We start from the raw sequence: 12,658 nt of genomic DNA, 5'->3' as shown, positions 1-12,658 counted from the left end.
TTTGGTGCCCACCTCAGCCGCCGCCGAGGGCGCTGGCCACCGACTTGTTGGGCGCGGCCTTGCGCTGGCGGGAGGGGCCGGAGGAGGCGGCCTTTGCGGTGCTTTCCTTGCGTCCCGTCACGGTGTTCACGCCCTTGCTGCGGCGGGCCTCGGCCTCGCGCTGGGCCTTCAGGCGGGCCATGTCGCGGCGGTGGGCATCTTCGGGCTCGTAGCCGAACCACATTCGGATGCGCATCCACAGGCCGGGCTTCTTGCGCTGGATGGTGATCGTCTTGTCACCGCCGACGCGGCTCGACGTCTTGGTGGACTTGATGAGGTTGCCGCCGGAGTAGCTGCCGCTGCTGGAGGCGGTGGAGCGCGCGGGCTCTTCGGCCTCGTCGAGCGCGGCGTAGTCGTCGCTCGCCGGGCCGAGCGCACCGGCTGCCGTGCCGACGGCGGCGTATTGCATGTAACCGATCCCGCCCATCACTGCGAGAACGGCCACGATCAGGATGATACGGACTGTTGCCATCTGTTGCCTGCCTTTCCAATCATCCGGGCCCTCCGCCCGGCAACTCTTCCTTCGATGTGGCCGCGCACCGCGCCCGGCCTCTGCCTATCTCTCTGTGTTGGTCCGTCCGGTGCCTCACTCGTCGACCCGGATCACCTTTCTTTGCGCCACCGGCGGCACATAAGCCTCTGCCGGAGCGTTCTTTTTGCGGCTGACGGTGCGAAGCCCGCCTGTGGCCGTGGTGCGCGGGGCATAGGTGCCCGCGCTTGTTGTTGCGCCGCTGCCCGAGCCGGTGCTCTGGCGGCGCTGGGTGGTGCCCCCGCTCGCCTGTGGCGTACCGCTGGCCTGGGGCAGCCGCGACGTTACTACGCGGTCGGACGGGGCTGTCTGCATGCCGCCGCCGGTGTCCGGAAGTGTGGCGCCCCAGGGGGCGAGCTCTTCGCGGTCGATGCCCATGGCCAGCTCTGCGAGGTAGCCCGGCTCGGTCACGAACTTGTAGCCAAGCCAGCCTGCGCCCAGCATGACCGCGATCATCACCGCGTTGAGCACCCCCTTGAGGGCGGAGATCGACTCTTTCATGGGTTTGCGCCCGCCTCACTTAACTCGCGTTCCATCTAGGCGGGAAAGCGAGGCACAAATGCGGCGGGCTTGGGGTTTTGGTGGGGATTCCGGGGCAAATCAGGCGTTTGGGGCCTGTGGCTCAGATCCCCGGCACGTAGCCATGGCCCGCGGCCCAGAGCGCCAGAGCCATGGCCAGCACCAGCGCGCCGGAGGCCCCGATGGCGACGCGGACGCTGGTTTTGTGGTCGGAGCCTTCCCAACGGCGCGGGCGGATGCCCTTGAGCAGGAAGACCACCTGCGCGGCGAGGTTGATGGCGACCACATTGGTCACCACGGTGGCCAGTGCCCGGAGCGCGTTGGGAATGTCCCAGATGCCGATGAAGAGGCCCATGGCGGCAAGCGGTGGCAGCAGCGCGGCGGCGACCATCACGCCCACCAGCCCGGTGGTCTGCCCGCCCGAGAGCATCAGCGCGGCCACCGCCCCGCCCGCCAGGGGCAGCGCGACCGTCCGCAGCGACAGCGCGCCGGAGAAATCCATCATCGAGGTGTCGGGGTAGGAGCCGGGCAGGACCAGCCCGAGCGCAATGCCCACCGCCGTTGCCACTGCCAGCCCCGCCCCCAACGCGCGGGCCGCCACGCCGAGCAGCGCGAAGTTGCCCAGCGCGGTGCCGAATGCGAAGGCCATGATCGGCCCCAGCAGCGGCGCGATCACCATGGCGCCGATCACCACCGCCACCTGCCCCTGGCTCAGCCCGATCGCCGCCACCATCGCGGCCAGCGCCGTCATCACCAGGTAATCCACCGTCAGGGCCGTGCCCTGGCGCACCTCGCGGTAGATCTCCTCGCGGGCGCTGACGCTTTCCTTCTCGGCGCGGCGGTCGACCTCATCTTCGTCGTCGAGCTCGGGCAGGCTGGCCTCGGTGGGCACCGAGAAGAGGCGCCAGTCTTCCTCGCCTTCCAGAGCCGCGCTGATGGCATCCATCACCTCCTGCGTGTCGCCCTTGAAAAGTGCGACGCAGAGCATCTGGCGGCCTTCGTCCTTGTCGGCAGGCAGGCGCCACCAGTGATCGGGCGGCAGCTCTTCGAGGCAATCCACCACCTTGTCGATCTGCCCGGTTGTCGCGATGACCTGAAGCAGGCGGTCTGCCATCAGGCATGCCCGCCTTCATGGGTGCCCTCGTCGAAGAAGGGGGCCATCTGCGCGACGATCACGGCGTTCTCGGCGGCGGCGCGGGCCATAAGCGCGCGCTCGTCCTCGCCGATCTCGTGGCCCTGGGCCTCGCGCTCCTCAAGGGTGCCGTAGCCGGTGACATCGAGCGGGGCCATCTCGGCCTGCTTGAGGATTGCGACCGTCTCGCGCACCGCCTCGGCCTCGTCGACACCGGCCGCAAAGCACATCAGCGCCGCCCCCACTGCCCCGTCGGGCAGGCCGTCACCGGGCTTGCGGCCCACGTCCACCAGCAGCGTATAAACCGCCTGCGGCTTCTTTTCCTTGCGGGGTGCCATGGCATATCCTCCTGTGAAAGCTAGGTGTTCCGGCAGGCGCATGAAGTCAAGCCGGACAAAGGGGAGGACGCGATGAAACGGGTGAAAGACATGGTGGCCGAGGCCAACGCGGTGGTGTCGCACGCCCCGGCAGCGGAAATGCTGGGGTCTCATGGCCAGGAGGGGGTCACCTTCGTCGATCTGCGTGATCCGCGCGAGCTGGATCGGGAGGGGATGATCCCCGGCGCCTTCCACTGCCCGCGCGGGATGCTGGAGTTCTGGATCGACCCGGAGAGCCCCTATGCCAAGGAACAGTTCCAGAGCGGCGGGCAGTTCGTGTTCTACTGCGCGTCGGGCTGGCGCTCGGCGCTTTCGGCGCGGGTGGCGCAGGAGATGGGGCTGGAAGGCGTGAGCCACATCACCGACGGCTTCGCGGGCTGGAAGAAGGCGGGCGGGCCGGTGGCGGAACGGCCGAAGAAGGGCTGACGCCGGACACGGCACGCCACGGTTGGGGCCGGGTGCCGAACAAGAAATGGATTGCGGCCGCAAGGCCGCGCCGCTGGATCGCTTCAGGGCCGCTCGCGCAGGTGGTCTTCGGCGTCGGCCACGTTGATGTCCAGCGCGTCCAGCCCGTCTTCCAGAAGGTCGGCAAGCTGCGGCTCGCCGCCTAAGTAATCTTCGGTTGGGGAGGTCTTCTCGGCCTGGGCCATGCGCTTGGCCTCCTCGATATCGTCGGCATCGAAGCTGTCGCGTCCCACCCACATCAGCGCGACGAGGCTGGCCTGCTCATCCTCGTTCAGGTCGGAGATGTAGCGGCGGGTCGAGACGCCATCGGACCCGTATTCACGGGCCAGCGCGATGACGCGCACGATCTTCGAGAGCGATATGTCGAGCATGGCAGCACCTCCTGCGGGCAGAGTGCCACCATGCGCCGGGGCTTTCCACCCCCCTCAGAGCTGGGAGCGGAACAGGCGGTAATACATCCAGTTGGGCATAAGCTGCGCCATGCGCACAAGCCAGCCGCGCATGGTGGGGAAGCTCTTTTGAAACACGTCGTCGTTCATGTGTTCGAAGAGTTCGCGCGCGGCGGCCTCGGAGGTCATGACCGAGGGCGGCAGGGCGGCGGGGGTATCGCCTTCGGCGGTGGGCTCGGGTTCGATCACGTGCCCGGGGCAGGCAAGTTGCACCTGCACCCCGGTGTTGCGCAGATCGGCGTAGAGCTCTTCTGCGAGGTGCATCACTGCCGCCATCGACGTGCCGTAGCCGATTTCGCCGGGCAGGCCACGGTAGGCGGACAGGCCCGCCACCAGCAGCAGGTGGCCCTTGTCGGCTTTCACCATGCCGGGCAGCACCGCGCCGACGGTATTGAGCGCGCCGTCGAGATTGCGGTCGATCACCTGTTTGATCGCGGCGGTGTCCCAATCCTTCGCGCCGTGGCCGCCTTGGGCGTCTGGCAGGTAGATCACCCCGTCGACGGTGCCGACGCCATCTGCGGCGGCTTTCATCGCGGCGGCGTCCGACACATCGGCCTCCAGCGCCTCGGCGCGGCCGGGCAGCATCTCGGCCAGTTTCTGCATGGCCTCGGGCTCGGCGCTCGTCAGCACCAGCTCGGCGCCCACGCGGCTGAGTTGGTCGGCCAGCGCCCGCCCGAGCGCGGAGCCTGCACCGATGATCCAGTACTTTTTACCCTGCCATTCGATCATGAAATCTCTCTCCTCCGTCGAAACGCCGCGTTCTCAAATGCTTTCAGGGCTCGCAGTGATTCTGCGCGCCCTCACCAAAAGTATAACGTCTTGCGGGCCGGAGGGTTCAAACAGGCGGGAGGAAGATGTTCAAATTCACGCCATTGCCCGAGATTTGGGCAGGTTTCAGCGGGCGGGGCCGGTGAGCGGGACAACCTGAGACTCGTCCTCCGGGGCAAGTTCCTCGAAGTCGAAGGCATCGAGCCGGTGCGCCCGCTTGCCGGCCTTCTCGGCTGAGATCTTGATTTCCTCGATGTCCTTGGCGGCCTGGCCGAAGTGGCGGTCGAGGTTGCCGACGCGGGTGCCGAGCCTGTCGACGTCCGCGTGCAGCAGCGCCAGCTCCTTGCGGATCGCCCCGGCCTGCTCGCGCATCCGGGCATCCTTCAGCACCGCACGCATGGTGTTGAGCGTGGCCATGCAGGTGGTGGGTGAGACGATCCACACCCGGGCGGCGAAACCTTCGCGCACCACCTCGGCAAAGTTGGCGTGCAGCTCGGCGTAGACCGCCTCGGAGGGCAGGAACATGAGCGCGCCATCCGCCGTTTCGCCTTCGATGATGTAACGCTCGGAGATGGCGGAGATGTGAGTTTTCACAGCCGTGCGCAGGGCGCGGGCGGCCTGCGTCTTCTCGGCCTCGGTGGAGGCGGCGCGGAGTTGCTCGTAGGCCTCCAGCGGGAATTTCGCGTCGATCACGATGGGGCCTGGCGGGTTGGGCAGGTGGATCAGGCAATCGGCCCGCTTGCCGTTGGAGAGCGTGGCTTGCAGCGTGTAGCTGTCGCGCGGGAGAGCCTTGGAGACGATGTCGTTCAGCTGGATCTCGCCAAAGGCGCCACGGGTCTGCTTGTTGGAGAGAATATCCTGAAGGCCCAGCACATCGCCTGAGAGCTTTTCTATATTGGCCTGGGCCTTGTCGATCTGGGCGAGGCGCTCGGTGAGCTGGGTGAGGGAGGTGGCGGTTTGCTTGGAGCTGCCCGCCAGCGTCTCGTTCACCTTTTCCTGCATGTCGTTCAGCGTGCGGGCGGAGTGCAGCGCCGTCTGGTGCAGCCGGTCGGCGACCTGGGATTGCACCTCGGCAAGTCGGGCCTCCATGGCGGCGACGATCTGGGCCTGGCCGGTTTGCTGACTCTCGGAGACCGAGGCGATGCGCCCGCCCAGTTCGTGCTGGCCCTGCGCCAGCGCCTCGACCGCCTTCGAGACGGTGCCGATCTGCCCGGCGGCCTCGGCGGCCCGGCCCGCGCGGCGGACGGTGGCAATGAGGAGCGCCAACAGCACAAGGGCGATGAGGGCCCCAACGATGAGCGCCAGCGTGGCCGGATCGTCGAGCCTGAGGGTGAAGGGCTGCGTTTCGTTCATCGCCGCCCGAAGAGCCGCTCGATGTCGTGGAGTTTGAGTTCCACATAGGTGGGCCGCCCGTGGTTGCACTGGCCGGAGTGGGGCGTGGCTTCCATTTCGCGCAGCAGGGCGTTCATCTCTTCGGCACGCATCCGGCGGCCGGAGCGGATGGAGCCATGGCAGGCGACGCGGGAGAGGATCGCCTCGATGCGGGCCTCGACGAGCTGGCTTTGGCCGATGTCGTCGAGTTCATCCAGCACATCGCGCAGCAGGGCCTCGGCGTTGATTTCGCCGAGGATCGCGGGGGTTTCGCGCACGGCGATGGTGCCGGGGCCGAAGGGTTCCAGCGTGAGGCCCATGCGGGCGAAGGTTTCGGCATGGGCCAGCAGGGTTGCGGCGTCCTGCTCCGAAAGCTCCACGATCTCGGGGATCAGCAGGGCCTGGGCCGCCACGCCGTTCTCGGCCATCTGGCGCTTCAGCTTTTCGTAGACGAGGCGCTCGTGGGCGGCGTGCTGGTCGACGATGACCATGCCGCTCTCGGTTTGCGCGATGATGTAGTTCTCGTGCACCTGCCCGCGCGCCGCGCCGAGGGGATGGTGGGTTAGGGTCTCCTCCACGCCTTGCGGCGTGTCCTCGACCCGGCCCGTCGGCGCTTCGGCAAAGCCCATCGGCTCCGGGGCGGGCGTGGGGAAACGGTAGCTCTGGGGGCGTTCCTGCGCCGGGCGGTCCATCTGGTAGATGCGCGGAGGCTGCTCTTCGGTCCGTTCGGCCCTCATCGCACCCAGCACTTCCCCGGCCACGGTGGTGGAGGCGCGGTGGCCGGCCTCGGCGAGGGCGTGGCGTATGCCGGAGACGATGAGGCCACGCGCCAGCCCCGGCTCGCGGAAGCGGACCTCGGATTTGGCGGGGTGCACGTTCACGTCCACCCGCTGTGGGTCCACGTCGAGGAAGAGCACGGCGGCCGGGTGACGGTCGCGGGAGAGGTAATCGGCATAAGCGCCGCGCAGGGCGCCGATCAGGAGCTTGTCCTTCACCGGCCTGCCGTTGACGAAGAGGAATTGTGCCACCGAGGAGCCGCGCGAATAGGTCGGCAGCGCCGCGTAGCCGGTGAGGTGGAGGCCCTCACGCTCGGCGTCGAGTGGGATCGCGTTTTCGGCGAAGTCGCGGCCCAGCACGGTGGCGAGGCGGCCTGCAAGCGCGTCGAAGAGATCGCCCGATTGCGCATCGGCGCGGAAGGTCACACGGGGCTCGCCGCCGGTTTCATCGCGCAGGGTGAAACCGATGAAGGGCTCGGCCATGGCGAGGCGTTTGACGACCTCGGAGATGGCCTGGGTTTCCGCCCGGTCGGAGCGGAGGAACTTGAGGCGGGCCGGGGTGGCATAGAAGAGGTCGCGCAGCTCGACCGTGGTGCCCGAGGTAAGCGCCGCCGGTTTCACTGCGCCGAGGGTGCCGCCGACGCAGGCGATTGTGTGGGCCTCTGCGCCCGAGGGGCGGGAAGTGATGGTGAGGCGGCCGACTGCGCCGAGCGAGGGCAGCGCCTCGCCCCGGAAGCCGAAGGAGCGGATATCGAGCAGGTCGGAGCCGTCGATCTTGGAGGTGGCGTGGCGGGAGAGCGCGAGCGGCAGGTCGGGGCCGGGGATGCCGCAGCCGTCGTCGGTGACGCGGATCAGGGTTTTGCCACCATGGGAAATGGTGACGTCGATCCGCGTGGCGCCCGCGTCGATGGCGTTTTCGATCAGCTCCTTCACGGCGGAGGCCGGGCGCTCGACCACCTCGCCGGCGGCGATGCGGTTGATCACCGTCTCGTCGAGTTGCCGGATTTGTGGCAGGTCGGGGCTTATCTTGGGCTGCGGGGCATTCATGCCACTAGGGGTAGCATGGAGCGCGGCGATTCTGCGAGGGGATTTATCGTTGATTAACGGCTGCTCGGCGCGGCTCACACGGAATAAAGCCGAAGGTGCCATGCGGGCTGCCTCAGCCCTTCGGCTTCACCGCGCCCACCAGCGGGCCGAGGGGGAAGCCGGTGTCATGCCGCCCCACCGAGGGGGCGAAGAGCCGCGACACCGAGCCGTCGAAATAGAGCGCGTTGGGGGTGCCGAGGGCATCGCGGAAGAGCGAGCCGAACTCCCAGAAGGTCACCGGCTCGTCGGAGATGACGAAATGCACCGTATGCCCGTCCGCCGCCACCCCGACGCCGTTGCGGAAGTGGCGCGAGGTGCTGTCACGCAGGAAGCGGGGGTGCAGCTTGCCATCGATCACCAGCATCGGGCCGGATTGGGAGGCGTAGCGGCAGGCGGGCGGGTTGGCCTTGTAGGCGAGGGTTTCGACCACCGCAGCGCGGCCCGCCATCAGGCAGAAGACGCCGTTCGGCACCAGGCCGAAGTTGCCCGGCCCGGGGTTGCTGACGAGCGGGGCCGTCTGCCTGCCCTCTTCAAGGTAGAGGCCCACGGGGCTGCGGTTTTCGTGATACATGCCCGCGTTCATGGCGAAGGTCAGCTCGAGGCCCTCGGCCTCCAGCATGTCTTCCAGCCGGGCGAAGCTGCCGATGACCTTGCCCCCGTTGGCGTGGAAGAGGCGGATATCGTCCGCTGCCGCATCGAGGGTGCAGAGCGTGTAGGCGCGGCCTTCGTGGGCGATGTCACGGCACGCGGGCGCGGCGGAGAGCGGCGCGGCGGTGAGCAACGCGAGCAGCGGGGCGAGGAGGCGCTTAATCCTCGGCGTCATCATCGTCATCGGCCTCGACATCGCGCCGCACCCGCTCTTCGGAGAACATGCGGCGGGTGTCATCCATCCTGTCGAAGGTTTCATCGAGCTTGAAGCGCAGTTCGGGCGAGAATTTCAGCGCGAGAGACTTGTTGACCGCGCGGCGCAGCTCGGAGCGGTTGCGCCGCAGCGCGTCGAGCCCCTCTTCGGCGTGGAAACCGCCGAGCGGCATCACATAGGCGGTGGCCACCTTCAGATCGGGAGAGCAGCGCACCTCGGACACGGTGATCGACATGCGCCCGAGTTCGTCGTCGTGCACATCGCCGCGCTGAAGCACCTGGGCCAGCGCGCGCCGGATGGTTTCGCCCACGCGGAGCTGACGCTGCGAGGGGCCTTGACCGTCATGAAACTTGTTCTTTGCCATGGGCCGGACATAGGGCGCGTGAGGCGACCACGCAAGCGGGGCTTTGCGCGGGGGCGCGGCGTCAGCTAAACGGGGCCGAGTTTGAGAAGGACATGAGACAATGATGGACGTGCCCGGGATCGTGGTGATGGGGGCTTCCGGCCGGATGGGGCGGATGCTGGTGCAGACGGTGCAGGAGAGCCCTGTGATGCGGCTTGCGGGCGCGCTGGAGCGCGAAGGCCATGAGTGGGTGGGCCGTGACGTCGGTGAGGCCATGGGCGGCGCGGCGCTGGGCGTGGAAGTGACGGCGGACCCGCTGGAGGCGATGGCGAAGGCGCAGGCGGTAATCGACTTCACCGCGCCGTCGGCGACGGTGGAGATGGCCGCGCTGGCGGCACAGGCGCGGGCGGTGCATGTGATCGGCACCACCGGGTTGAGCGAGGACGATATTGCGAAGATCGACCTCGCGGCGCGCCATGCAGTGGTTGTGCGGGCCGGGAACATGTCACTCGGGGTGAACCTGCTGACGGTGCTTGTGCGGCAGGTGGCCAAGGCGCTCGACGAGGATTTCGACATCGAGGTGGTGGAGAGCCATCACCGGCACAAGGTGGATGCGCCCTCGGGCACGGCGCTGATGCTCGGCGAGGCCGCCGCCGAGGGGCGCGGGCACGGGCTGAAGGACGTGTATGAGGCGGCGCGCGACGGGATCACCGGGGCGCGGAAGCGCGGGCAGATCGGGTTTTCGGTAATTCGCGGCGGCGACATCATCGGCGAGCATGACGTGATTTTCGCCGGGCCGGGCGAGCGGCTGACGCTGTCGCATTCGGCGACCGACCGGAGCCTGTTTGCCAAGGGGGCGCTGAAGGCGGCGCTCTGGGGCCAAGGGCGCAAGCCGGGGCATTATTCGATGCTGGATGTGCTGGGGCTGAGCGAGGGGTGAGACGGGCAGCGCCGACCCGCGGGGTGGCGCTTCTGATGGTTGTTCGTGGCACTTTATGGTGCCGTGGTAGCTTGACCTTCGAGGTCTGCGCTTCCCTCACCAAAGCGCCGCCTCGGGGGGCGGGTCGGCGCTGCACGGCGCCTTCGGCTTGATTCCGTGCAGGGGTGGCTCAATCTGTCACAAGGCGCGGGCCTGATCGGCTATGTCCTCATCGGTTACGAGGTAGCCGCAGTCGGACTCGGACAGATCACGCTGGGCGCAGCCGGACAGGAAGATGATCGTTTCCCAGAGATCGGGATCGACGTTGCGCCACGTTTCCGCAGCGACGACGGACTCGCTCTTGGCGATCAGACCTTCCGCCCAACGCTCCGCTTCTTCCCGCTTCAACGTGCCCGACAGGAGGGCCGCGAAGGTCTGCCCGAGAGACTGTCTGAGGGCCGCGATCTCCATCGACGCTGCCTCAGAAATCCACCGCCAGGCCCTTCTTCTCCCAGTCGCCGTAGCGCACCGGCTCGGGGCCGTCGCGACCGCCCAGCTCCTTGGGCAGTTCTTCCGCCGTTGCGGCCTTGCGGCGCGCTTCGGCTTCGGCCAGCGCGCGTTGGGCTTCGGGGGGCAGGTCTTTACGGTCGGTCATCTCGGCGCTCCTTGTCAGGGCCTGGCCTGTGATATAGCCCGCGAGGCGCAACCGGAAAAGGGGAAGGCCGATGGCCGATGCGGCGCGGGAGCTGGCGCTTTCATTCATCAAGGGCGTGCTGGCGCAGCGGATCATGATGCAGGATCTGGTGGCCGCCACGCAGGCGCCGCCCGAGGTGATGGCGCGGGCGCAGCGGTTGGCAAATGAGGTGCTGCGCCGGATCGGGCCGGCGGATGCGGCCTTGAAGCCCTGGCTCAAGAAGGCCCCCCCTGCCCCGGTGCGCGATGTGCTGCGGCTGGCGACCGTGGAGCTGCTGGCGCTGGGCGAGGCCGCGCATGGGGTTGTCAGCGAGGCGGTGAGCCTGACGCGGCAGGCCTCCCCGCGGGCGACGGGCATGGCGAACGCGGTGCTGCGCAAGGTGGCGGAGGAAGGACAGGCAGTCTTTGACGCGGCCCCGCCGACGCGCCTGCCCAACTGGCTGCGTGGGCGGCTGGGGGCTGCTTATGGCAACGCTGTGGTGGCGCAGATCGAGGCGGCGCACGGCGCGGGCGCGCCGCTGGACCTGACGGCGAAGGGCGATCCGGCAGCGCTGGCGGAGGCGGTCGGCGGCACGCTTTTGCCGAGCGGCTCGGTGCGGATCACCGGGCCGGTGCAGGTGACCGCGCTGCCGGGGTTCGAGGCGGGCGCGTTCTGGGTGCAGGATGCCGCCGCTGCGCTGCCCGCGAAACTGCTGGGCGCGCGGGCCGGCGAACGGGTGCTGGACCTCTGCGCCGCACCGGGCGGCAAGACGATGCAGCTGGCGGCGGCGGGGGCCGAGGTGGTGGCTGTCGATCTTTCGGAGCGGCGGCTGAAGCGGGTGGAGGAGAACCTGGCCCGCACCGGGCTGACGGCGGAGCTGGTGGCGGCGGATGTGCTGGCCTGGGTGCCGGAGGAGCCGTTCGACGCGATCCTGCTCGATGCGCCCTGCTCGGCCACCGGCACCATCCGCCGCCACCCGGACCTGCCGCATGTGAAGGACGGCAAGGGGCTGAAAGAGCTCTTCGCGCTGCAGGCGGCGATGCTGGAGCGGGCGATGGGCTGGCTGAAACCGGGCGGGCGGCTGGTGTATTGCACCTGTAGCCTGTTGCCGGAGGAAGGCGAGGCGCAGGTGGCCGGGTATGAGGTGGTGCACTCCGAGGCGGGCTGGATCGAGGCGGGCTGGCGCGCGCAGGGTGGGCTACGGCTGCGGCCCGACTTCTGGGCGGAGCATGGCGGGATGGACGGGTTCTTCATGGCGGCGCTGCAGAAGGCGTGAGCTGGGCAAGGGCGCGCCTGCCAACGCGGCCTTTGCACGGCGGCAGCTCATCGGCCCTTGCGGTCCTCTTCGCAGCTGCGAGGAGTGATCCGGCGGGGCGCCGGCCTTCATCCGTTTACCCCTCGCGCCAATTGGGCGGTGACACCCGCCGCCCTTGGCCCTATTCTGCTGCCCAACCAACAATCCGCCCAAAACTGGCGACCCGAGAGCAAGATGGCAGGCACCCTCGCAAAGCATCCGTCCGCGAAGTGGACGCGCATGGCCAACCGGCTTCAGGCCCGGCTTGCGACGTTTTCGCGCCCGGCCACGGCCTTCACCAGCCAGCCCGAGCCGCGCACCATCGGCAGCTTCGCCCGGGGGCGGCAACTGGTGGCGGGCACCTATCTCTTTGCCGGTTACCTCGTCGAGGCGCAGGGCGACGACCGCCCGATCTGGGACATGCCCGCCCCCGCGCCGGAGTTCACCGAGGCGCTGATGGGCTTCACCTGGCTCGATGACCTGGCCGCGGTGGGCGACCTGCGCGCGCGAAAACGGGCGCAGGAGTGGACATGGGTGTGGATCGAGCGCTTCGGGCAGGGTCGCGGTGCGGGCTGGACGCCGGACCTGACAGGGCGGCGGCTGATCCGCTGGATCAACCACGCGCTCTTCCTGCTCAACGGGCGCACACCGGAACAGAGCCAGGCCTATTTCAAGGCACTGGCCGGGCAGACCCGCTTCCTGTCACGCCGCTGGCGCTCGGCGGCGCCGGGGTTGCCGCGCTTCGAGGCGCTGACCGGGCTGATCTATGCCGGGCTCAGCCTGAAGGGCATGGAGGGCCACGTGGGGCCTGCGCTGAAGGCGCTGTCGCGCGAGTGCGATCGCCAGGTGGATGCCGAGGGCGGCATTCCCACGCGCAACCCCGAAGAGCTGATGGAGGTGCTGACGCTGCTCACATGGGCGGTGCATGCGCTGGTGGAGGCCGACCACCCGGTGCCGCGCGCGCTGACCGGCGCGATTGCCCGGATCACGCCTACCCTGCGCGCGCTGCGCCACGCCGATGGCGGGCTGGCGCGGTTTCATGGCGGGGGCCGGGGC

At 68.7% G+C, this 12,658-nt stretch carries 16 protein-coding genes; 4 read left to right on the top strand and 12 right to left on the bottom strand.

From position 1 onward, the window contains the following. Window positions 1–13: 13 nt before the first annotated feature. From DYI42_RS16330 to DYI42_RS16315, 4 genes are all read right to left on the bottom strand, one after another. Entirely contained in the window at window positions 14–511 is a 498-nt protein-coding gene (locus tag DYI42_RS16330; RefSeq protein ID WP_213547076.1) for a hypothetical protein, read from the bottom strand. A gap of 114 nt (window positions 512–625) precedes the next feature. Then, window positions 626–1,069, bottom strand: a complete 444-nt coding sequence (locus DYI42_RS16325; protein WP_213547074.1) for a hypothetical protein — start codon at window positions 1,067–1,069, stop codon at window positions 626–628. A gap of 121 nt (window positions 1,070–1,190) precedes the next feature. Next, window positions 1,191–2,201: a TIGR00341 family protein gene (locus DYI42_RS16320; protein ID WP_213547073.1), complete on the bottom strand. Its 1,011-nt coding sequence runs from the start codon at window positions 2,199–2,201 to the stop codon at window positions 1,191–1,193. Further along, on the bottom strand, window positions 2,201–2,557 hold the full coding sequence (locus DYI42_RS16315; protein WP_213547071.1) for a hypothetical protein: 357 nt from the start codon (window positions 2,555–2,557) through the stop codon (window positions 2,201–2,203). Before DYI42_RS16315 ends, DYI42_RS16320 begins: the two co-directional genes overlap by 1 nt. A 72-nt stretch (window positions 2,558–2,629) precedes the next feature. Between DYI42_RS16315 and DYI42_RS16310 the strand changes: the two genes are divergently transcribed. After that, on the top strand, window positions 2,630–3,022 hold the full coding sequence (locus DYI42_RS16310) for a rhodanese-like domain-containing protein (RefSeq protein ID WP_213547070.1): 393 nt from the start codon (window positions 2,630–2,632) through the stop codon (window positions 3,020–3,022). Between the two features lie 83 nt (window positions 3,023–3,105). Here the strand turns inward: DYI42_RS16310 and DYI42_RS16305 are convergent, their stop codons facing one another. The 6 genes from DYI42_RS16305 to rbfA form a co-directional block, all read right to left on the bottom strand. Beyond that, the gene (locus tag DYI42_RS16305) at window positions 3,106–3,432 is read right to left on the bottom strand and encodes a DUF3775 domain-containing protein (protein ID WP_213547069.1); all 327 of its coding nucleotides are present in this window, start codon (window positions 3,430–3,432) and stop codon (window positions 3,106–3,108) included. Window positions 3,433–3,486: 54 nt separating this feature from the next. After that, a complete protein-coding gene (locus tag DYI42_RS16300; protein ID WP_213547068.1) occupies window positions 3,487–4,239 on the bottom strand; it encodes an SDR family NAD(P)-dependent oxidoreductase in 753 nt (250 codons plus the stop codon). A 165-nt stretch (window positions 4,240–4,404) separates the two neighbouring features. Then, complete coding sequence (locus DYI42_RS16295; RefSeq protein WP_213547067.1) at window positions 4,405–5,631, bottom strand: DNA recombination protein RmuC; 1,227 nt, start codon at window positions 5,629–5,631, stop codon at window positions 4,405–4,407. After that, the gene (gene mutL / locus DYI42_RS16290; protein ID WP_213547066.1) at window positions 5,628–7,472 is read right to left on the bottom strand and encodes a DNA mismatch repair endonuclease MutL; all 1,845 of its coding nucleotides are present in this window, start codon (window positions 7,470–7,472) and stop codon (window positions 5,628–5,630) included. Before mutL ends, DYI42_RS16295 begins: the two co-directional genes overlap by 4 nt. Before the next feature lie 112 nt (window positions 7,473–7,584). Then, window positions 7,585–8,334, bottom strand: a complete 750-nt coding sequence (locus DYI42_RS16285) for a phosphodiester glycosidase family protein (protein WP_213547112.1) — start codon at window positions 8,332–8,334, stop codon at window positions 7,585–7,587. After that, window positions 8,318–8,737 carry a 30S ribosome-binding factor RbfA gene (gene rbfA / locus DYI42_RS16280; RefSeq protein ID WP_213547065.1) on the bottom strand — a complete coding sequence of 140 codons (420 nt, stop codon included), beginning with the start codon at window positions 8,735–8,737 and terminating at the stop codon, window positions 8,318–8,320. The genes DYI42_RS16285 and rbfA overlap by 17 nt, the downstream gene beginning before the upstream one ends. Window positions 8,738–8,837: 100 nt before the next feature. On the opposite strand from rbfA, the gene dapB reads away from it, so the two are divergent. Further along, window positions 8,838–9,656, top strand: coding sequence for a 4-hydroxy-tetrahydrodipicolinate reductase (dapB, locus tag DYI42_RS16275; protein ID WP_213547063.1), 819 nt, complete (start codon window positions 8,838–8,840; stop codon window positions 9,654–9,656). 177 nt (window positions 9,657–9,833) lie between these two features. On the opposite strand, the gene DYI42_RS16270 is transcribed toward dapB, so the two are convergent. Next, the gene (locus DYI42_RS16270) at window positions 9,834–10,106 is read right to left on the bottom strand and encodes a hypothetical protein (protein ID WP_213547061.1); all 273 of its coding nucleotides are present in this window, start codon (window positions 10,104–10,106) and stop codon (window positions 9,834–9,836) included. Window positions 10,107–10,116: 10 nt separating this feature from the next. Next, window positions 10,117–10,290: a DUF1674 domain-containing protein gene (locus DYI42_RS16265; protein WP_213547060.1), complete on the bottom strand. Its 174-nt coding sequence runs from the start codon at window positions 10,288–10,290 to the stop codon at window positions 10,117–10,119. Window positions 10,291–10,360: 70 nt separating this feature from the next. Between DYI42_RS16265 and DYI42_RS16260 the strand changes: the two genes are divergently transcribed. Together DYI42_RS16260 and DYI42_RS16255 are read left to right on the top strand one after the other, a co-directional pair. Further along, a complete protein-coding gene (locus DYI42_RS16260) occupies window positions 10,361–11,584 on the top strand; it encodes an RsmB/NOP family class I SAM-dependent RNA methyltransferase (protein WP_213547058.1) in 1,224 nt (407 codons plus the stop codon). A gap of 213 nt (window positions 11,585–11,797) precedes the next feature. Then, on the top strand, window positions 11,798–12,658 hold an 861-nt coding region (locus DYI42_RS16255), incomplete at its 3' end, for a heparinase II/III family protein (RefSeq protein ID WP_440870645.1).

Origin of the sequence: Vannielia litorea (assembly GCF_018424695.1) — a bacterium.
In the GTDB taxonomy this organism is placed as follows: domain Bacteria; phylum Pseudomonadota; class Alphaproteobacteria; order Rhodobacterales; family Rhodobacteraceae; genus Vannielia; species Vannielia litorea_A.
This window is presented reverse-complemented; position numbering and strand designations above follow the sequence as displayed.